Annotated in this window: 17 protein-coding genes; 5 read left to right on the top strand and 12 right to left on the bottom strand. The window is 58.8% G+C overall.

Features of this window, described 5'->3' with window-relative positions; genetic code table 11:
- Window positions 1–139: 139 nt before the first annotated feature.
- From ACIQVE_RS06400 to aceK, 5 genes are all read right to left on the bottom strand, one after another.
- The gene (locus ACIQVE_RS06400) at window positions 140–376 is read right to left on the bottom strand and encodes an anti-sigma factor family protein (protein ID WP_402805733.1); all 237 of its coding nucleotides are present in this window, start codon (window positions 374–376) and stop codon (window positions 140–142) included.
- Complete coding sequence (locus ACIQVE_RS06395) at window positions 370–984, bottom strand: RNA polymerase sigma factor (RefSeq protein ID WP_402805730.1); 615 nt, start codon at window positions 982–984, stop codon at window positions 370–372. Before ACIQVE_RS06395 ends, ACIQVE_RS06400 begins: the two co-directional genes overlap by 7 nt.
- 121 nt (window positions 985–1,105) lie before the next feature.
- Entirely contained in the window at window positions 1,106–2,227 is a 1,122-nt protein-coding gene (locus ACIQVE_RS06390) for a beta-ketoacyl-ACP synthase III (protein WP_402805728.1), read from the bottom strand.
- A gap of 402 nt (window positions 2,228–2,629) precedes the next feature.
- Window positions 2,630–6,541: an ATP-dependent RNA helicase HrpA gene (gene hrpA / locus ACIQVE_RS06385; RefSeq protein ID WP_402805726.1), complete on the bottom strand. Its 3,912-nt coding sequence runs from the start codon at window positions 6,539–6,541 to the stop codon at window positions 2,630–2,632.
- Window positions 6,542–6,876: 335 nt separating this feature from the next.
- On the bottom strand, window positions 6,877–8,598 hold the full coding sequence (gene aceK, locus ACIQVE_RS06380; RefSeq protein ID WP_402805723.1) for a bifunctional isocitrate dehydrogenase kinase/phosphatase: 1,722 nt from the start codon (window positions 8,596–8,598) through the stop codon (window positions 6,877–6,879).
- 214 nt (window positions 8,599–8,812) lie between these two features.
- Here aceK and ACIQVE_RS06375 point away from each other — a divergent pair, with 214 nt between their 5' ends.
- Window positions 8,813–9,706, top strand: a complete 894-nt coding sequence (locus ACIQVE_RS06375; RefSeq protein ID WP_402805721.1) for a DMT family transporter — start codon at window positions 8,813–8,815, stop codon at window positions 9,704–9,706.
- Between the two features lie 33 nt (window positions 9,707–9,739).
- Here ACIQVE_RS06375 and ACIQVE_RS06370 read toward each other — a convergent pair whose 3' ends face one another.
- Window positions 9,740–10,603: a DMT family transporter gene (locus ACIQVE_RS06370; RefSeq protein ID WP_402805718.1), complete on the bottom strand. Its 864-nt coding sequence runs from the start codon at window positions 10,601–10,603 to the stop codon at window positions 9,740–9,742.
- Window positions 10,604–10,698: 95 nt separating this feature from the next.
- The gene (locus ACIQVE_RS06365; RefSeq protein ID WP_402805715.1) at window positions 10,699–10,866 is read right to left on the bottom strand and encodes a hypothetical protein; all 168 of its coding nucleotides are present in this window, start codon (window positions 10,864–10,866) and stop codon (window positions 10,699–10,701) included.
- A gap of 157 nt (window positions 10,867–11,023) precedes the next feature.
- On the opposite strand from ACIQVE_RS06365, the gene ACIQVE_RS06360 reads away from it, so the two are divergent.
- Window positions 11,024–11,188, top strand: coding sequence for a hypothetical protein (locus ACIQVE_RS06360; RefSeq protein WP_402805712.1), 165 nt, complete (start codon window positions 11,024–11,026; stop codon window positions 11,186–11,188).
- Window positions 11,189–11,249: 61 nt separating this feature from the next.
- Here the strand turns inward: ACIQVE_RS06360 and ACIQVE_RS06355 are convergent, their stop codons facing one another.
- Both ACIQVE_RS06355 and cysK read right to left on the bottom strand, forming a co-directional pair.
- Window positions 11,250–12,188 carry an aspartyl/asparaginyl beta-hydroxylase domain-containing protein gene (locus ACIQVE_RS06355; protein ID WP_402805710.1) on the bottom strand — a complete coding sequence of 313 codons (939 nt, stop codon included), beginning with the start codon at window positions 12,186–12,188 and terminating at the stop codon, window positions 11,250–11,252.
- Window positions 12,189–12,497: 309 nt separating this feature from the next.
- On the bottom strand, window positions 12,498–13,472 hold the full coding sequence (gene cysK, locus ACIQVE_RS06350) for a cysteine synthase A (protein ID WP_402805708.1): 975 nt from the start codon (window positions 13,470–13,472) through the stop codon (window positions 12,498–12,500).
- A 128-nt stretch (window positions 13,473–13,600) separates the two neighbouring features.
- Between cysK and ACIQVE_RS06345 the strand changes: the two genes are divergently transcribed.
- The 3 genes from ACIQVE_RS06345 to ACIQVE_RS06335 all read left to right on the top strand — a co-directional run bounded on the left by ACIQVE_RS06345 (window position 13,601) and on the right by ACIQVE_RS06335 (window position 16,857).
- Window positions 13,601–14,677 (top strand): DUF748 domain-containing protein, encoded by a 1,077-nt coding sequence (locus ACIQVE_RS06345; RefSeq protein WP_402805706.1) that lies wholly within the window; start codon window positions 13,601–13,603, stop codon window positions 14,675–14,677.
- 143 nt (window positions 14,678–14,820) lie between these two features.
- Entirely contained in the window at window positions 14,821–15,666 is an 846-nt protein-coding gene (locus tag ACIQVE_RS06340) for an AAA family ATPase (RefSeq protein ID WP_402805703.1), read from the top strand.
- A gap of 12 nt (window positions 15,667–15,678) precedes the next feature.
- Window positions 15,679–16,857, top strand: coding sequence for a VWA domain-containing protein (locus ACIQVE_RS06335; protein WP_042558108.1), 1,179 nt, complete (start codon window positions 15,679–15,681; stop codon window positions 16,855–16,857).
- 114 nt (window positions 16,858–16,971) lie between these two features.
- Here ACIQVE_RS06335 and ACIQVE_RS06330 read toward each other — a convergent pair whose 3' ends face one another.
- The 3 genes from ACIQVE_RS06330 to ACIQVE_RS06320 are packed head-to-tail and all read right to left on the bottom strand — an operon-like array spanning window position 16,972 to window position 19,345.
- Window positions 16,972–17,895 carry a biotin-dependent carboxyltransferase family protein gene (locus tag ACIQVE_RS06330; protein WP_402805699.1) on the bottom strand — a complete coding sequence of 308 codons (924 nt, stop codon included), beginning with the start codon at window positions 17,893–17,895 and terminating at the stop codon, window positions 16,972–16,974.
- Entirely contained in the window at window positions 17,892–18,596 is a 705-nt protein-coding gene (gene pxpB / locus ACIQVE_RS06325) for a 5-oxoprolinase subunit PxpB (RefSeq protein WP_402805696.1), read from the bottom strand. Before pxpB ends, ACIQVE_RS06330 begins: the two co-directional genes overlap by 4 nt.
- Window positions 18,593–19,345, bottom strand: a complete 753-nt coding sequence (locus tag ACIQVE_RS06320; protein WP_402805693.1) for a 5-oxoprolinase subunit PxpA — start codon at window positions 19,343–19,345, stop codon at window positions 18,593–18,595. Before ACIQVE_RS06320 ends, pxpB begins: the two co-directional genes overlap by 4 nt.
- Window positions 19,346–19,417 lie beyond the last annotated feature (72 nt).

The raw sequence follows: 19,417 nt of genomic DNA, 5'->3' as shown, positions 1-19,417 counted from the left end.
CTCGTTGCACTTGTGGCGAGGGAGCAAGCTCACTCTGGAACGCAAAGCGTTCTCTTCTTTTTCGAAAAGCAGGGGACTGCTAAGCAGCCCAGTGGGAGCAAGCTCCCTCGCCACATTTTGATTAGATGGCGGTTATCAATCAGGAACCGTCTTCTCGTCGTTGCTTCGCCAGGTGTTCGGCCAGTGCTTCGACATCTTCCAGCGGTTTTTCCGGCATCGCCTTCAGCGTCGCCTGCATCAACCGCATCTGGCGAATGAAACGCCGGCAGTTGCGGCAAAACATCAGGTGATGACGCACCATCAGCTTCTCGCCAAAACTCAGCTGACCATCGAGATAATCGCTGGATCGTGCCACTTGCTCCTTGCAGGTCAACATTCTCCTGTCTCCTCAAAATGTTCCACGGTCGCGAAAACCTTTAACCGTGCCCGATGCAACAGCACGCGAACATTGGAGAGCGAGATGTCCAAAAGATTACAGATCTCCTCCAGCTCCACACCCTGACGTTCGCGCAATAACAACACGCTGCTTTGCAGTTCCGACAGACTCAGCAACGTGTGCTCCAGGCACTCGCGCAGTTCGCCTTCGGTCAACAACGCCTCGGGGGTGTCCTGGTGCCAGGCGAACGGCGCCACCAGCCAATGGCCGTCGCCGGACGAAAAACGCTCGTCGCCGATGGTGCCGTGGGGCGATGGCAAGTCGTCGAGCAGCACCTCGCGGCGATTGTGCTTGTAGCGACTCTTGGCTGAGTTGGCAGTGATGGTCAGCAACCAGGTCTTTAGACTGGAGCGGCCCTCGAAGCTGCCGATATGACGCACCACCGACAGCCAGGCGTCCTGCACCACTTCTTCGACATGACGCTGGCCGACAATCGCATACGCAACGGCACGCATGGCGCTCTGGTAAGTCGTGACCAGTTCCTTGAAAGCCTTTTGCTCGCCCGCCAACAAACGCTCAAGCAGTTGGGTGTCGTCCGTAACGGCCATTGACGCCTCGTTTCAAATAGTCGAAAGCAAAAAGATCGCAGCCAGCGGCTGCTCCGACAAGAACGGATTTGATACCGCCAGTGTAGGAGCTGTCGCAGGCTGCGATCTTTTCAAGGCAAACTCAACGCTTGCGCAGAATCACGCTACCGATCGAGTAACCCGCACCGAACGAACTCAGCACCGCCAGCGAACCGGCCGCTAGGTCATCCTGATACTTGTGGAAAGCAATCACCGAACCCGCCGAACTGGTGTTGGCGTAGGTATCGAGGATCACCGGCGCTTCTTCTTCGGTGGCTTCGCGGCCCAGCAGCTTGCGCACGATCAGGTGGTTCATGCTCAAGTTGGCCTGGTGCAGCCAGAAGCGCTTCACGTCGCCAACGTTGAGCTGGTTCTCTTGCAGATGCTCACCGATCAGTTCGGCAACCATCGGGCAAACATCCTTGAACACCTTGCGGCCTTCCTGCACGAACAGTTTGTCGCGAGCACCGACGCCCTCTTCCGCCGCGCGGTTGAGGAAGCCGAAGTTGTTGCGAATGTTGTTGGAGAACTTGGTCAGCAGTTTGGTGCTGACCACGTCGAACTGGTACTTGGAGGTGGCCAGATCAGCGCGCTCGATGATCACGGCAGTGGCAGCGTCACCGAAGATGAAGTGACTGTCGCGGTCACGGAAGTTCAGGTGACCGGTGCAGACTTCCGGGTTGACCATCAGGATCGCCCGGGCCTGGCCCAGTTGAACGCTGTTGGCCGCTGCCTGAATGCCGAAGGTGGCCGAGGAGCAGGCCACGTTCATGTCGAAACCGAAACCCTGGATGCCCAGCGCTTCCTGGACTTCGATGGCGATGGCCGGGTAGGCGCGTTGCAGGTTGGAGCAGGCGACGATGACGCCGTCGATGTCGGCAGCGGTTTTGCCGGCCCGTTGCAAGGCTTGTTCGGCAGCACCAATGGCCATTTGGCAAAGCACCGACCATTCGTCGTTGGAGCGCTCCGGCAGGCGCGGGGCCATGCGCTGTGGATCAAGAATGCCGTCCTTGTCCATGACAAAACGGCTCTTGATGCCCGAGGCTTTCTCGATGAACGGCGCGCTGGATTCGGTCAGTGCCTGGACTTCGCCGCTGGCGATGGCGTCGGCGTTGTCCGCGTTGAACTGCGCGACGTAGGTATTGAAAGACTGCACCAGCTCTTCGTTGGAGATGCTGTTGGCCGGGGTGTACAGGCCGGTGCCGCTGATGACGACATTATGCATGGTCGTTTCTCTAATCTGTTCAGGCAGAAAGTGCTGGAACCGTCGTACCAACACACAAGGGTCTATTCCCATCCGGGGACGCAAACCTGGCATCGCTTTATTCCGATCCGTGACCCGGCCGAAGGCTCTGGGTCGCGAACGCGGCGTTTATGGTCGCGAAGTTTGCCATAAACGCTGGCTTTTGGCGCCTTTCTCAAGATCCACCACCGCCCTCCATGGCGGAGTGAGCCTCTGTGGTGAGGGGATTTATCCCCGTTCGGCTGCGAAGCAGTCGTAATGGCTCTTACGCTCGGTGCCACTGATGGACCCAGGTGACAGTTATGGGGCGGCTTCGCCACCCAACGGGGATAAATCCCCTCGCCACAAAAGCTCGCTCTCACTGGGGATTGTGTAAGGCTCGGATTACGCTTCCACCTGAGTCCATTGTTTATTGAGGCGCTTGTCGGAGATCGGCACTTTCGTCCCCAACTGCTGGGCGAACAGCGAAACCCGGTATTCCTCCAGCCACCAGCGATACAACTCAAGCTGCGGATCGCGCTTGCCTTCTTGGGCGTGTTTGGCGGCGCGAGTCTGGTATTGCGCCCAGAGGCCAGCGAGTTCGCCGCTCCAGACACGATCCTTTTGCACTTGCGCGCCGAGTTTCTCGAAGCGCTGCTCGACCGCTTTCAGGTAACGCGGCAACTCCTTGAGCCACTGCATCGGCGTCTCCCGGACAAAACCCGGATAGACCAGATTGCTGATCTGTTGCTTGATGTCATTCAGCGCCACGGCTTGGGCGAGGTCGATCTTGCCCTTGAAGCGCTTTTGCAAACCGTGCCAGATCTTTAGGATCTCCAGCGTCAGCCGCGCCACGCGCTCGGCGTGCTCGGTCCAGCCCCCGCGCTTGCGTTCGGCCAATGCCGCCAGCCCCGCGCCGTCACGCGGCAACGGGTCTTCGCCTTCCAGAATGCAGCTGTCGAGGCTGGCCAGCAAAATGTCTTCGACCAAGGCATCAACCCGACCCAGATCGCGATAGAGCAAACCCAGTTCGGTCTGCCCCGGCAACTTGCCTCGCAGGAATTTTGCCGGTTCCGCCAGTTGCTGCATCAACAAACGCTGCAACGCGCGACGATGCTGGAACTCGGCTTCGGCCGGCGTCGAGAATCGTCCTTCCTTGACCGTACCGCCCTCTTCCACCAGCGCCGGATAGACCGTCATCGACAACCCGGCAATTTTTTGCTGAGTCTTTTCCGCCACCGGGGCGAAGACTTTGGCCTCGACCGGTTGCTGACTTTTCGCACTCTGCGGCACGGCCAGCGCGGCCTGACTGGCTTCGGCAAAACGCGCGGTCAGCTCGGCCAGATCGCGTCCTTCGCCAAGGAACTTGCCTTGACCGTCGACGATCTCCAGGTTCATCCGCAGATGCCCTTCGACCCCTTGCTCAGCCTCCGCCCACGCTTCATCGCTGACCCGTGCGCCGGTCATGCGCAACAGCTCACGGCCCAACGCCTGCGGCAACGAGCCCTCGGCGAAGGTCATGCGTTGCAACGCAGCCTTGATGAAGTCCGGCACCGGCACGAAGTTCTTGCGCAGCGCTTTCGGCAGGTTGCGCACGAGGGCGATGCACTTGGCCTCGATCAGCCCCGGCACCAGCCATTCCAGACGCTCCGGCGGCAACATCGGCAGCAGCGGCGCCGGCACCCGCAAGGTCACGCCGTCACGCGGGTGATTGGGTTCAAAATGATAGGTCAGGGCCAGTTCCAGATCACCGATGTGCAGCGTATCCGGGTAATCGCGCGCGGTGACTTCACTGGCCTCGCGGGCCAGCACGTCTTCCTCGCGCATGATCAACAGCTGCGGATCTTTCTGGCTGTGGATGCGGTACCAACTGTCGAAGGTCGCCGTCTGGTGAATCTCTGCCGGCAACCGCGCATCGTAGAACGCGTAGAGGGTTTCTTCGTCGGCGAGAATGTCGCGACGACGGGCCTTGGCTTCGAGCTCGTCGAGCTGTTCCAGTAGCTTCTGGTTAGCAGACAGACACTTGGCTCTGGATTGAATCTCGCCGCGCACCAGACCTTCACGGATAAACAATTCACGCGAAACCACCGGGTCGACCGGGCCGTAATGCACCGGCCGGCGGCCAACAACGATCAGACCGAACAGGGTGATCTGCTCGAACGCCACGACCTGGCCGCGCTTCTTTTCCCAGTGCGGTTCGAAGTGGTTTTTCTTGATCAGATGCCCGGCCAGCGGCTCGATCCAGTCGGCGTCGATCTTGGCGACCATGCGCGCGTAAAGCTTGGTGGTCTCCACCAGTTCGGCGGTCATCAGCCATTGCGGGCGCTTCTTGCCGATGCCTGACGATGGATGAATCCAGAAGCGTCGCTGACGGGCGCCAAGGTAATCGCCGTCCTCGGTTTTCTGGCCGATCTGGCTGAGCAGACCCACCAGCACCGCTTTGTGCAATTTCTGATAATCCGCCGGCTCTTTGTTCAGGCTCAGCTGCATGTCGCGGCAGATCAGGCTCAACTGGCGATGGGAATCGCGCCACTCGCGCAAACGCAAATAGTTAAGGAAATTCTTCCGGCACCAGTTGCGCAGCGGGCTGGCAGTCAGCGCCTGGCGCTGCTCTTCAAAGCCGCGCCACAGATTGACCAGCCCGGCGAAGTCCGAGTCGATGTCCTTCCATTGCGCGTGGGCCTGATCGGCGGCTTGCTGACGCTCCGGCGGACGCTCACGCGGGTCCTGAATTGACATGGCACTGGCGACGATCAGCACTTCCTGCAAGCTGCCGAGCTTGGCCGCTTCAAGCAGCATGCGACCCATGCGCGGGTCTACCGGCAGGCGCGCCAATTGGCGGCCGAGCGGGGTCAACTGACTGTTGCGATCCACCGCCGAGAGCTCTTGCAGCAGATTGAAACCGTCACTGATCGCTTTGCCATCCGGCGGCTCGATGAACGGGAAATCGGTGATTTCGCCGAGGCGCAGATGGAGCATCTGCAAGATCACCGCTGCCAGGTTGGTGCGCAGGATTTCCGGATCGGTAAATTCCGGGCGGCCAATGAAGTCTTCTTCGCTGTAGAGGCGGATGCAAATGCCCGGCTCGACCCGGCCGCAGCGACCTTTACGCTGGTTGGCACTGGCCTGGGAAATCGCTTCGATCGGCAGGCGCTGGACCTTCGCGCGATAGCTGTAACGGCTGATACGCGCGGTGCCGCTGTCGATCACATAACGGATGCCCGGCACGGTCAGCGAGGTCTCGGCGACGTTGGTCGCCAGCACCACACGCCGGCCCGGGTGCGACTGGAAAATCCGCTGCTGCTCGGCCGGTGACAGACGTGCGTACAGCGGCAGAATTTCGGTGTGTTTGAGCTGAGCCTTGCGCAGCATATCGGCGGCATCGCGAATCTCACGTTCGCCGGGCAAGAACACCAGCACATCACCGGGACTGCGGCGCTCGCTGCGCTCGTAAGCGGCGATTTCGTCGAGGGTGGCGAGGATTGCCTGATCGACAGTCAGGTCATCTTCAACACGGTTGCCCTCTTCGTCCTGCTCAAGGGTCAGCGGGCGATACCAAGTGTCCACCGGGAAGGTGCGGCCGGATACTTCAACAATCGGCGCATCGTCGAAATGCTTGGAGAAGCGCTCCAGATCGATGGTCGCCGAGGTGATGATGACTTTCAGATCCGGGCGACGCGGCAGCAGGGTTTTCAGGTAACCGAGCAGGAAGTCGATATTGAGACTGCGTTCGTGGGCTTCGTCGACGATGATCGTGTCGTAGCGTTCGAGGTAGCGGTCGTTCTGGGTTTCCGCCAGCAGGATGCCGTCCGTCATCAGCTTGATCAGGGTATTGGAATCGCTCTGATCTTCGAAACGCACCTGATAGCCGACCAGTGAACCAAGCGGCGTCCCGAGCTCTTCGGCAACGCGGCTGGCGACGCTGCGGGCAGCGATCCGGCGCGGTTGGGTGTGACCGATCAGACCGTGTTGACCACGACCGATTTCCAGGCAGATTTTCGGCAACTGGGTGGTTTTACCCGAACCGGTTTCGCCGGCGATGATCAGGACCTGATGCTGCTCCAGCGCCTTCTTGATTTCGTCACGCTTGGCCGCAATCGGCAGGCTGTCGTCGTAACGAATCACCGGCAGGCTGGCCTTGCGCGCCAGCACCTGATCACAAGACGCCTGCATGCGCGTCACCCACTGGGCCAGTTTGGCCTCGTCAGGTTTTTTGCGCAGTTCAAGCAACTGCCGCCGCAGCCGTTGGCGGTCGGCGAGCATGGCGTGATCGAGGTTTTTCAACAGTTTGTCGATGGAGGGCGATTCGTCGGTCATCGGGTACGCAATTCGGTCGTCTATTTGTGCAGGGGGCGGATTGTCGCAGATTTGGCGGATTTGTGGCGTGTCAGGGGGATTGCGGCCCCTCACCCTAGCCCTCTCCCGAGGGAGAGGGGACCGATCGAGTCAACTTTGCCAGCTCCGCCGACCTGAGCGAGCCTCACCGAATCCATAATCGCCAGGATCGAGCTTCAAAGATTCCACAATCGCTTGATCGAGCTTCAACGATGCCACAATCGCCAAGCTCTCTCAGGTCGATGGATAACCCCGAACACCTCGGTCAGCTCCCTCTCCCTCCGGGAGAGGGCTGGGGTGAGGGTGCTTTTAAGACACTATTCGTTGTCGAGGCCTTTACGCCGATAGGGGAAAACATCAATCACTTTGCCTTCGCGAATCGCCTCCTGCAGGCTCTTCCAGTAATCCGCGTTATATAACTCGCCATGCAACTGATCGAACAACTTGCGCTGCCCCGAATCAGCAAACAGAAACGGTGGAAACTCCTCGGGAAACACATCCAGTGGTCCGATCGAATACCACGGCTCCGACGACATTTCATCCTCGGGCGTGCGCGGTTGCGGGATGTGGCGGAAGTTGGCTTCAGTCAGGAAACAGATCTCGTCATAGTCATAAAACACAACCCGCCCGTGACGGGTGACGCCAAAGTTCTTCAACAACATATCGCCGGGAAAGATGTTCGCCGCCGCCAGTTGCTTGATCGCCAGACCGTAATCTTCCAGCGCTTCATGCACCTGCGCATCGTTGGCGTTTTCCAGATAGAGGTTGAGCGGGGTCATCCGCCGTTCGGTCCAGCAGTGGCGGATCAGCACGGTGTCGCCCTCCACCGACACCGTGGAGGCCGCGACCTCCAGCAACTCCTCAAGGCACGCTGGCTCGAATTTGCTCAGCGGAAATCGGAAATCGGCGAATTCCTGGGTATCGGCCATGCGCCCTACCCGGTCGACGCTTTTCACCAGTCGATACTTCTCGATCACTGTCGCACGGTCGACGTTTTTCGACGGTGAGAACCGGTCTTTGATGATCTTGAAAACAGTGTTGAAGCCCGGCAGGGTGAACACGCTCATGACCATGCCGCGCACGCCCGGCGCCATGATGAACTGATCATCGGTGCTGGCCAGGTGATTGATCAGCGCACGATAGAACTCGGACTTGCCGTGTTTGTAAAAACCGATCGAGGTGTACAGCTCGGCGATGTGTTTGCCCGGCAAAATCCGCCGCAGAAAACCAATGAACTCGGCCGGCACCGGCACGTCGACCATGAAATACGAGCGGGTGAAGGAGAAGATGATCGACACGTCGGCTTCGTCGGTGATCAGCGCATCGATCTGAATCCCGCGCCCTTCGCGGTGCAGCAGCGGAATGACCAGCGGCCATTGCTCGTCGCGGGTGTAAATACGCCCAACCAGGTACGCGCCCTTGTTGCGGTACAACACCGAGGAAAACAGCTCGACGCTCAGTTCCGGATCCTTGCATACCCAGTCCGGCAAGTTTTCACGCAACTGCGCTTCGAGGCGGCGCAGGTCGCCGGACAAATCGGCGTAATCCTCACTGAAACGGTAGTCGGCAAAAATGCTCGCGAGCATCCCCGACAATTGCCCTTGCGGCTTGTACGTGCGGGTCTGCGCAGCCCGCGCACGGCGCAGGCTCGGGCGGGTGGTGTGGATGAACATGCAGCCATCACTGATCAGGTCATGGCTGAACAGCCCGCAGAAAATCGAGTTGTACCAGGTCTCGGACAGTTCATCGTCGAAGCGCAGGTCGATGACGCTGATGTAGGCGCTTTTCACCAACGGCCAGCAGCTGACATTCATCAGCGTTTCGTCGTCAAAGTATTCACGCAGGCGGGCGATGGTTTCGCCGACCTTTTCCTCATAGAGGTTGATTCGTGCCGCCGACGCGGTTTGCGTTTCCTGCCAGCGGGCCTGCTCGAAACGCTCCCGGGCACCGTCGGTGATCCGGCGGAAATGCTCACGGTAATCATCAAAGCCATCGAGGATCATGCGGGCGATGTCGGTGGCGGGCCATTGCTGCGGCATAGATGAGACCTCTGCGTGCATTCGTGAATGCTTGAGCTTAGCCACGGAACAGGCATGAGGAGAAGTGCAATTTCTGCCAAAAACGAAGCGCAGACGTACGGCGTGGCGTTTTTTGCCTTGGCGTCGTGTTCAGGAAATTTAAATGCCCGATTAGCGGTTGCCATCGTCAGGACGCTCGGCAACACTCTCGTCCCGATCAAGCAAGGAGCCCGCTGTGAGCCCTGTCGATATTTTCCGTATGTTGTCGCTGGCTGCCATCTGGGGCGCGAGTTTTCTGTTCATGCGCATTATTGCGCCAGTGATCGGCACGATTCCGACGGCGTTTTTTCGGGTATCGATCGCTGCCGTCGGTCTGCTGGTGATTCTCGGACTGATGCGCATCAGCTGGGATTTCAAGGGCAAACTGAAAACTGTAATGCTGCTCGGCGTGATCAACTCGGGGATTCCGGCGACGCTGTATTCGGTTGCAGCCCAAGTGCTGCCGGCCGGTTACTCGGCGATCTTCAACGCCACCACGCCATTGATGGGCGTATTGATCGGCGGGTTGTTCTTCAGCGAGAAACTCACCACGGCCAAACTGGCGGGCGTGTTCCTTGGATTGTTCGGTGTCGGCGTGCTGACGCGCGCCGGCCCCGTAGCCTTCGATATGCAATTGCTGCTGGGCGCCCTCGCCTGCCTGCTCGCGACTACTTGCTATGGTTTTGCCGGATTCCTCGCGCGGCGCTGGCTGGATCAGGCCGGCGGGTTGGACAGTCGTCTTTCGGCGGTGGGCAGCATGCTCGGCGCGACACTGTTCCTGTTGCCGCTGTTCGGTTACAGCGTGTTGACTCAACCACCGGCGAGTTGGGGCGGCTGGAATGTCTGGCTGTCGCTGCTCGGTTTGGGCCTGGGCTGCACGGCGTTTGCCTACATTATTTACTTCCGCCTGCTTAGCTCCATCGGCCCGGTGAAATCGATGACCGTGACCTTCATGATTCCGCCGTTCGGGGTGTTGTGGGGAGCGCTGCTGCTGGATGAGCCGTTGTCGATGGCTCATGTGTATGGCGGGGTGTTGATTGCGTTGGCGTTGTGGCTGGTGTTGAAGCCGGCGGTGGTGAAAAAACTGTAGGAACTGCCGCAGGCTGCGGCAGCTCCAGGGGAATCACCGGGTTTGGCGGAACACAAATGCCAACCCGACGATGATCAGCAGCATTCCCAAGACGCTCAACGCCGCCAGACGATTACCGAAAATCAGGTAGTCCATCACCGCCGTCACCGCTGGCACCAGATAGAACAGACTGGTGACATTCACCAGATTGCCCCGGGCGATCAGGCGATACAGCAACAGCGTCGCCAGCACCGACACCACCAGACCCATCCACAACACAGGCACGATGAAACCCGCGCTGTGTTCGAAATGAAACGGCTGGAACGGCACAAAGACCGCGCACAACAACAGCCCGGCCAGGTACTGCACCGGCAGCGTGCCGAGGGGATTGTCGGTGATGCGCTTCTGCATGATCGACCCCAGCGTCATGCTCGCCAGCGCCAGCAAACCAAACAGCATTCCCGCCCACGACATGCCGGCCAGGCCGATTCCCTGATAAACCACCATGATCAGCCCTGCCAAGCCCAGCGCCAGCCCGAACATCCGGCTCGCCGAGCGCTGCCGCTCCATCAATACCACCGTCAAAATCGGCTGCACGCCCATGATGGTCGCCATTACTCCCGGGGTGACTTTGGTGTTCAGGGCCAGTAGATAGAAAATCTGATAAGCCCCCAACAGCACCACGCCCGTGGCCATCGCAAACAGCATCGGCCTGCCGCCCTTGGGCAGTTTCAATTTCAGCAACGGAATCAGCAGCACCAGCCCACACAAGGCGATGGCAAAGCGAATCAACAAAAACGCAAAGGGCGAAGCATGCGCCAGACCCCATTTGGAGAAGATCGCCCCGCTGCTCCACAGCAGAACGAACAGGCTCGTGGACGCCGCCGCGAGCGCGGATTTTTTCGAAAGGACAAACATGAATACCACCTGTAGTCAGGCAAATAGCCAACTCAGCCGAAGCTGAAATTCAGTAGGTTTTTCAGGCGGGCACGGGGGTCAGCAAAAAATGCCGATCAGCCAGAAACGCCAACGCCCGGCGGTGGCGGCGCAACTGCGCGCACCGGCGTGCTACTGACAGGTGGGGGGTAATGACTGATCTGCGCAGGCTGCTGATTCCCACACGGCACGACGCCAGCGTTGACCGCTGAATCGACTACCGCGTTGATGAGGGATGCAAGCATTTGGGCTGATCTTCTTGGGATAGAGGTGTGAGTCGTGTGGCTCACGAGGGCCGACTATAACCAGCGCGGGACATGGATTGCAATGATTTGGACAAAGGGCCAGCAGCGACATGCGGGGACAAGCTGTGTTCAATTAACGATCAATACAGGAGGCAAAATGAGCAAATCGACAAAGAAGCCTTCCCCCGGAAAGATCGCTCGCTTCAGCGGCAGAAAATCCGGTGAAGTAGCGTTGACCGCCAGCCAACAGCGTCTCCTGCAATTACTTGTAACCGGCACTGAAACCGAAGAGCCAACCTTACTCGCCGCTGGCCGTCTGTAAACTTTTCATAGGCATAAAAAACCGCTCACAAGGAGCGGGTTTTTTCATTCTGCATCCAGCCTCAACCAAACAACCAATACCCCAACAACGTCAACACCACCACTGCCAGCACCGGACGCATCACCCGGTAGGCCTTGGGATTACGGCGTTTCCACTGTTTGACCACGCCGCTGAATTTGTCGCTGAAGCGCTTGCTCCAGGCGTAGGCCTGATTGATCCCACCGACGCGTTCGTCGTCGAGGTTTTGCGGTGCGGTCGCGCGACCCAGCCAGCCGCTGATGAAACGGTTGATTCGGGTCATCAGACGATTGCTCAGCGGACGTTCGATGTCACAGAACAGGATGACGCGAGTCTTGTCGGTTTCGTTCTTGACCCAGTGCACATAGGTCTCATCGAACATCACGTCCTCACCGTCGCGCCACGCATAGACCTGGCCGTCGACGAAGATCCGGCAATCATCGGAATTGGGCGTCGATAAGCCCAAGTGATAGCGCAGGGAGCCGGCAAACGGATCGCGGTGCGGATTGAGGTGACTGCCGCCCGGCAGCAGCGCGAACATCGCGCCTTTGACGTTCGGAATGGCACTCACCAACGCCACTGTTTTCGGACACAGGGTCTCGGCCGATGGCAGTGGTTTGTCGTACCACTTGAGATAGAAACGCTTCCAGCCCTTCTTGAAGAACGAGCCAAATCCGGCGTCGTTGTGCTTCTCGGCCGCACGGATGTAACCCTCGTCGAACAGGTGCATGGCTTCGTCGCGGATGGTTTCCCAGTTGTCGCGCAGCACGTCCAGTTCCGGAAACTTGCTGCGATCAAGGTAAGGTTTGGATGGCACGCTTGAGAACAGGTACATCAAGGCGTTGTAAGGCGCGAACAGTGCCGAGTGGTTGACGAACTGGCGTAGCACCGGCAGGCGCGCTTTGCCGCGCAAATGCACGTAGAGGATGCTGCCCACAAATAGCAGCAACACCGACACCTTGGCGGCTAACGAAAAGGTCATCAACAACTCCTTGAATAAAGACAACGATGCACAATGCCCTTTACCCGACATGGCAGCCGGCCATGATAAACACTACCGGCCCGGGGAAAAACCCGTTCAACCTAATATTCAGTATTAAGGATTGCGCAACAAAGTATTTATTAACATAAGGGTCCTGAACCTTGGCTGATCCAAATCACACTTGCGCCATCAACATTTCAAACAGGATCAAAAGATCGTCTGATCGCGGCCCGAGCCTGCGGCAACTCCTACAACGGATCGCTGAAAAATCCTTGAGCTGCCGCTAATTTCGATCTTTTGATCTCCTGATTACTGCTGATTTTCCTGCTCGGTGAACAGATCGCTGAACAACATGCTCGACAGATAACGCTCACCTGAGTCCGGCAGGATCACAACGATAGTCTTGCCCTGCATTTCCGGCGTCTGCGCCAAACGAACCGCCACCGCCATCGCCGCGCCGCAAGAGATGCCGCACAGGATCCCCTCTTCCTGCATCAAACGCAGCGCCATGGCCTTCGACTCTTCGTCGGTGACCTGCTCGACGCGGTCGACGATCGACAGATCCAGATTCTTTGGTACAAAACCGGCACCGATGCCCTGAATCTTGTGCGGGCTCGGCTTGATCTCTTGACCGGCCAGCGCCTGGGTAATCACCGGCGAAGCCATAGGCTCCACCGCCACCGAAATAATCGGTTTGCCCTGAGTATTCTTGATATACCGCGAAACACCGGTGATGGTTCCACCGGTGCCTACTCCAGCCACCAGCACGTCAACGGCGCCGTCGGTGTCATTCCAGATTTCCGGGCCAGTGGTTTTTTCATGGATGGCCGGGTTGGCCGGGTTATCGAACTGCGCCGGCATGAAATATTTATCTGCATCACTGGCAACAATCTCCGCCGCCTTCTCGATTGCGCCTTTCATACCTTTGGCCGGATCGGTCAATACCAGTTCGGCGCCCAGCGCTTTCAGGACCTTGCGGCGCTCGATACTCATCGACGCCGGCATGGTCAGCATCAACTTGTAGCCACGGGCCGCAGCCACGAAGGCCAGGCCAATGCCGGTGTTGCCCGACGTCGGCTCGACGATGGTCATGCCCGGCTTGAGTTTACCGCTGCCTTCGGCGTCCCAGATCATGTTGGCGCCGATCCGGCACTTGACCGAATAACCGGGGTTGCGACCCTCGATCTTGGCCAGGATGGTCACGCCACGCGGCGCGATGCGGTTGATCTGCACCAATGGCGTATTGCCAATGGAATGGGCGTTGTCAGCAAAGATACGGCTCATGGCTGGGTCCTTGTGCAGCATTGAATTTAGCGCTCCAAGGTATGCCTGTTGCCCATCACAGTCCAGTCGGGTCGAACGTCTGTCGACGCCCGCAGTCAATCGTTTTATACCGTTCGGGAATCGTCACCATGAAGCGTCGTTACAGCTGGCCGTTGTGGGCCTTCGCCACCGTCATTGTGTTACTGGTCGCCTTGCACATCGCCCTGCCCTATCTGGTGCGCGACTATCTGAACGACAAACTGGCGAACATGGGTGATTACCGTGGGCAGGTGACCGATGTTGACCTGGCGTTGTGGCGCGGCGCCTACAAGATCAACGGCCTGAAGATCGTCAAAGTCGACGGCAAGGTCCCGGTACCGTTCGTCAACGCACCGGTGATTGACCTGTCGGTGAGCTGGCACTCGCTGTGGAACGACCATGCGGTAGTCGCGCAGGTGCAGTTCTTGAAACCGGAGGTGAATTTCGTCGACGGTGGTGCCAACAAGCAGAATTCCCAGACTGGTCAGGGCACCGACTGGCGCGAGCAATTGGGCAAGCTTTTGCCGATCACCCTGGATGAAGTCCAGATCCACGATGGTCGCGTCACGTTCCGCAATTTCAACTCCAAACCACCCGTCAACATGAACGCCACCAACGTCGATGCCAGCATCTACAACCTGACCAATGTGGTCGACAAAGAGGGCAAGCGCGATGCGCGTTTCGAAGGCAAAGCCTTGTTGTTGGGCCACGCCCCTCTGGAAACCACCGCAACCTTCGATCCACTGAGCAATTTCGAGGACTTCGAGTTTCGACTCCGCGCCAAAGATATCGAACTCAAGCGCATGAATGATTTCGCCTCAGCCTATGGCAAGTTCGATTTCAACGCCGGGCATGGCGACGTGGTGATTGAAGCAAAAGCCGAAAAAGCCAAAGTGACCGGTTACATCAAACCGCTGCTGCGCGATGTCGACGTGTTCGACTGGCAACAGGACGTCGAAAACAAGAACAAAGGTCTGTTCCGCTCGATCTGGGAAGCACTGGTCGGCGGTACCGAAACCGTGTTGAAAAACCAGGTCAAAAACCAGTTCGCCACTCGCGTACAACTCAGCGGTAACGTGCACCAGCAAAATATCAACGGGTTCGAAGCGTTTTTGCAGATTTTGCGCAATGGATTTGTGCAGGCGTTCAATGCGCGGTATGAACGGCCGAAGCCGGATGCGGACTGAGTCAACATGTGACGCCCCATTCAGAGACTGAATAAGCCGTCTGCGTTCACAGTCGACCGGACTGCGCGTTATAGTCGGGGCATCCGATTATTTCGCCCCCGCCCTGCCCGTTCAGGTCGGCGTTACCGTTCGAGGATTAGCAGATGAAGTTCGAAGGCACCCAGGCCTACGTCGCCACCGATGACCTGAAGCTGGCAGTCAACGCCGCCATCACCCTGGAGCGGCCGCTGCTGGTCAAGGGCGAGCCGGGCACCGGCAAGACCATGCTCGCCGAGCAACTGGCCGAATCGTTCAACGCCAGGTTGATCACCTGGCACATCAAGTCCACCACCAAGGCGCATCAGGGCCTGTACGAGTACGACGCGGTCAGCCGTCTGCGCGACTCGCAGCTGGGCACGGAAAAAGTCCACGATGTGCGCAACTACCTGAAGAAAGGCAAGCTCTGGGAGGCTTTCGAGTCCGAGGAGCGCGTGATTCTGTTGATCGACGAGATCGACAAGGCCGACATCGAGTTCCCGAATGACCTGCTGCAAGAACTCGACAAGATGGAGTTCTACGTTTACGAGATCGACGAGACGATCAAGGCCAAGAAGCGCCCGATCATCATTATTACCTCCAACAACGAGAAAGAGCTGCCGGACGCGTTCCTGCGCCGCTGCTTCTTCCACTACATCGCGTTCCCCGACCGCACCACCCTGCAGAAGATCGTCGATGTGCACTACCCCAACATCAAGAAGGATCTGGTCAGCGAAGCGCTGGACGTATTCTTCGACGTGCGCAAGGTGCCAGGCTTGAAGAAGAAGCCATCGACGTCTGAGCTGGTCGACTGGCTGAAACTGCTGATGGCCGACAACATCGGCGAAGCGGTGCTGCGTGAGCGCGATCCGACCAAAGCCATTCCGCCGCTGGCAGGGGCCTTGGTGAAGAACGAACAGGACGTGCAATTGCTTGAGCGCCTGGCGTTCATGAGCCGTCGCGGCACCCGCTAAGAGGCTGACGCCATGTTGCTCAACCTGTTCAATGAAATGCGTGCAGCCAAGGTGCCGGTCTCGGTGCGCGAGCTGCTCGACCTGATCAACGCGCTGAAACAGCGCGTGACGTTCGCCGACATGGACGAGTTCTACTACTTGTCGCGGGCGATTCTGGTGAAGGACGAACGGCATTTCGACAAGTTCGACCGTGCGTTCGGCGCTTACTTCAATGGCCTGGAAAAACTCGACGATCACCTGCAGGCGCTGATCCCCGAAGACTGGCTGCGCAAGGAGTTCGAGCGTTCGCTAAGCGACGAAGAACGCGCGCAAATCCAGTCCCTGGGCGGTCTGGACAAGCTGATCGAAGAATTCAAGAAGCGCCTGGAAGAACAGAAAGAACGCCACGCCGGCGGCAACAAATGGATCGGCACCGGCGGCACCAGTCCGTTTGGCTCCGGCGGTTTCAACCCGGAAGGCATTCGGGTGGGTGATGCCGGCAAGCGCCAGGGCAAAGCGGTGAAAGTCTGGGATCAGCGCGAGTACAAAAATCTCGACGATTCGGTGGAACTGGGCACGCGCAACATCAAGGTTGCCCTGCGTCGCCTGCGTAAATTCGCCCGTCAAGGCGCCGCGGAAGAGCTGGATATCGACGGCACCATCGACCACACCGCCAAGGATGCCGGTCTGTTGAACATCCAGATGCGTCCGGAACGTCGCAACACGGTGAAGCTGTTGCTGCTGTTCGACATCGGCGGTTCGATGGATGCGCATGTGAAGATCTGCGAGGAACTGTTCTCGGCCTGCAAGACCGAGTTCAAGCATCTGGAGTATTTCTACTTCCACAACTTCGTGTACGAATCGGTGTGGAAGAACAACATGCGCCGCACTTCCGAACGCACGTCAACCCAGGACCTGCTGCACAAGTACGGTGCTGACTACAAAGTGATCTTCATCGGTGACGCGGCGATGGCGCCCTATGAAATCACTCAGGCCGGCGGCAGCGTCGAGCACTGGAACGAAGAGCCGGGTTACGTGTGGATGCAGCGGTTTATGGCGAAATACAAGAAACTCATCTGGATCAACCCGTATCCGAAAGATACGTGGGGCTATACCTCGTCGACCAATATCGTCAGGGATTTGATTGAGGATCAGATGTATCCACTGACCCTTCGCGGACTAGAGGAAGGGATGCGGTTTTTGTCCAAATAATCGTTGTCTGGGCTGACGCCATCGCGGGCAAGCCCGCTCCCACAGGTATCGGTGATGTACATAGTTTTTGTGTACGACTCGGACACTGTGGGAGCGGGCTTGCCCGCGATGCTTTTAGGGATTGATAAAGCGCCGCAAATACTCGACGTGTTCCCGGTGCGCAACTTCCTGCACCACCGGCCTTAACCGCACCTGCGCCCCCGGCAGGCACTGCGCCAATTTGGCCAACGCTAACGGCGTCAACGCTCCCAGCCGTGGATAGCCGCCAATGGTCTGCCGATCATTGAGCAACACGATTGGCTGCCCGTCCGGCGGCACCTGTACCGCCCCTAGCGGAATGCCCTCGGAAATCATCGGCAATCCTTGATACTGCAACGCCTTGCCCAACAGACGAATACCCATGCGATCGGCGCGACTGTCGAGCGTCCACGGGCTGTTGAACACGTCAAACAGGCTCTGCCCGCTGAACTGACCGATCTGCGCACCGAGCACCAGATCCAGTGGTGCATTCGAGCGCAGGTCCGGTTGCTGCTGATGCGTTACTTCGCGCAGTTGAACGGCTTCGCCGTGATAGCTCAGCGTCGAGCCCTTGGCCAAGGGCAAGCCCATGCCATCAAGTCCGCCAAGCTCTTCGCGCACCACCGTTGCGCTACTACCCAGAACCTTTGGCGCGTCAAAGCCACCGGGCGCCGCCAGATAAGCCCGGGCGCCGAGCAATGGCTGGGTGAATTGCAATTTCTGCCCTTTACTCAATTTGAAACTGCGCCACGGCGCCAATGCCTGGCCGTCGACCTGCGCGCCAAGATCTGCCCCGGCGAGCGCCAGCAAGCAGTCCTCTTCGGCCACCACGGCAAACCCGCCAAGGGTGATTTCGATCACCGGCACGTCCAGTCCATTGCCCAGCAACCAGTTAGCCCAACCCATCGAACGCCAATCTGCCGCGCCGCCCTGGGTCACGCCCAAATGGCGCACGCCAAAGCGCCCGGCATCCTGCAACAGGCACAGCGGTGTGCTGGCTTCAATTGTCAGTCGGCTCATGACTGCGCCTCCAGTGGCGTGTCATCACCGCCAAGGTTGATGAACTCGGCATGACTTACCGCTTCGAACCGCACCGTGTCACCGGGCTGCATCAGGCTGTAGCCGTCGCGATTGCGATCAAAGAGCTTCGCCGGCGTGCGACCGATCAGGTTCCAGCCGCCGGGGGATACGACGGGATAAGCGGCAGTTTGACGCTCGGCGATCCCGACGCTACCAGCGGCGACTTTCTTGCGCGGGGTATTCAAACGCGGTGCTGCCAGAGTTTCTTCAACCAACCCCATGAAAGCAAAACCCGGCGCAAAACCGAGGGCGAACACCTGATACTCCCTCGCGCTGTGACGACGAATCACCTCCGCCACCGCCAGACCGCTGCGCTCGGCGAGCAAGCTCAGCTCAGGCCCGACACTCAGGTCGTACCAGACGGGTAACACATGGCACTGGCCGGCGGTTCGCGCATTCGGCGACAGATCGATCAACGCCTCAGCAATCAATTCTCGAGCCTGCTTCGGATTCACCAACGTCAAATCGTAATGCACCATCAGCGTGGTGTAGGACGGCACCAGGTCAATCAATTGCGCGCCGAACACCTCACGCAACCGCTCGCTGGCTGCGAGCATCCACGGCATGTTGGCTTCAGCGATTTCATCGAACAGGCGCAGCATCAGGCAATCCAGTGCCACCACTTCAATCCTTGGGTTCATGGTGCGCTCTGCTGATTCAGGGCCTCACGGATGCGCTGCACGGCGGCCACCGAACTGGCGTTATCGCCGTGCACGCAGAGGGTGTTGGCCTGCAAGTGCAAGGCACTGCCATCAATGGCGGTGAGGGTGTCACCCCGGGCGATGATCAGGGCTTGCTCGATGATTTTCTGCGGATCGTGATGCACGGCGCCCGGCAGGTGCCGCGAGACCAGTCGGCCGGCGCTGTCGTAGGCGCGGTCGGCGAACGCTTCGAACCACAGGGTCACCCCATACTCGTCACCGAGTTGCTGCGCCGCCGCATTGTCGCGGGTCGCCATCAGCATCAGCGGCAACGCGCGGTCGTAGGCGGCAACGGCCTGAATCACTGCGCGCAACTGCGAAGGGTTGGCCATCATGTCGTTGTACATCGCACCGTGGGGTTTGACGTAACTGACCCGCGCGCCCTGTGCTCGGCAGATGCCGTCGAGGGCACCAATCTGGTAATGCAGGATGTCTTGCAGTTCCTGCGCGGAATAGACCATGGAGCGGCGGCCGAAACCGACCAGATCCTGATAGGCCGGGTGTGCGCCAATCTGCACGCCGTGGCTCAGCGCACGGCTGACGGTTTTACGCATGATGCTCGGATCGCCGGCGTGAAAACCGCAGGCTACGTTGGCGCAATCGATGAAGGGCATGACCTCGTCATCCAGACCCATGGTCCAGCTGCCGAAGCTCTCGCCAATGTCGCAGTTCAATAACAGGCGGCTCACGGTAAACACTCCTGTAGCTTCTTGTCTTTCTATCCGTAGGACAAAGCCCGTTGGGCAAGGCCCCGCAGGTTA

The organism is Pseudomonas sp. NPDC098747, from assembly GCF_044760045.1.
In the GTDB taxonomy this organism is placed as follows: domain Bacteria; phylum Pseudomonadota; class Gammaproteobacteria; order Pseudomonadales; family Pseudomonadaceae; genus Aquipseudomonas.
This window is presented reverse-complemented; position numbering and strand designations above follow the sequence as displayed.

Bases quoted from the DNA above. Each gene is read 5' to 3' on its own strand.
- pxpB (WP_402805696.1), bottom strand. From the start codon at position 18,596: ATGAACCCAAGGATTGAAGTGGTGGCACTGGATTGCCTGATGCTGCGC.
- hrpA (WP_402805726.1), bottom strand. From the start codon at position 6,541: ATGACCGACGAATCGCCCTCCATCGACAAACTGTTGAAAAACCTCGAT.
- cysK (WP_402805708.1), bottom strand. From the start codon at position 13,472: ATGAGCCGTATCTTTGCTGACAACGCCCATTCCATTGGCAATACGCCA.
- ACIQVE_RS06345 (WP_402805706.1), top strand. From the start codon at position 13,601: ATGAAGCGTCGTTACAGCTGGCCGTTGTGGGCCTTCGCCACCGTCATT.
- ACIQVE_RS06335 (WP_042558108.1), top strand. From the start codon at position 15,679: ATGTTGCTCAACCTGTTCAATGAAATGCGTGCAGCCAAGGTGCCGGTC.
- aceK (WP_402805723.1), bottom strand. From the start codon at position 8,598: ATGCCGCAGCAATGGCCCGCCACCGACATCGCCCGCATGATCCTCGAT.
- ACIQVE_RS06365 (WP_402805715.1), bottom strand. From the start codon at position 10,866: ATGCTTGCATCCCTCATCAACGCGGTAGTCGATTCAGCGGTCAACGCT.
- ACIQVE_RS06340 (WP_402805703.1), top strand. From the start codon at position 14,821: ATGAAGTTCGAAGGCACCCAGGCCTACGTCGCCACCGATGACCTGAAG.
- ACIQVE_RS06395 (WP_402805730.1), bottom strand. From the start codon at position 984: ATGGCCGTTACGGACGACACCCAACTGCTTGAGCGTTTGTTGGCGGGC.
- ACIQVE_RS06370 (WP_402805718.1), bottom strand. From the start codon at position 10,603: ATGTTTGTCCTTTCGAAAAAATCCGCGCTCGCGGCGGCGTCCACGAGC.
- ACIQVE_RS06355 (WP_402805710.1), bottom strand. From the start codon at position 12,188: ATGACCTTTTCGTTAGCCGCCAAGGTGTCGGTGTTGCTGCTATTTGTG.
- ACIQVE_RS06360 (WP_402805712.1), top strand. From the start codon at position 11,024: ATGAGCAAATCGACAAAGAAGCCTTCCCCCGGAAAGATCGCTCGCTTC.
- ACIQVE_RS06330 (WP_402805699.1), bottom strand. From the start codon at position 17,895: ATGAGCCGACTGACAATTGAAGCCAGCACACCGCTGTGCCTGTTGCAG.
- ACIQVE_RS06390 (WP_402805728.1), bottom strand. From the start codon at position 2,227: ATGCATAATGTCGTCATCAGCGGCACCGGCCTGTACACCCCGGCCAAC.
- ACIQVE_RS06400 (WP_402805733.1), bottom strand. From the start codon at position 376: ATGTTGACCTGCAAGGAGCAAGTGGCACGATCCAGCGATTATCTCGAT.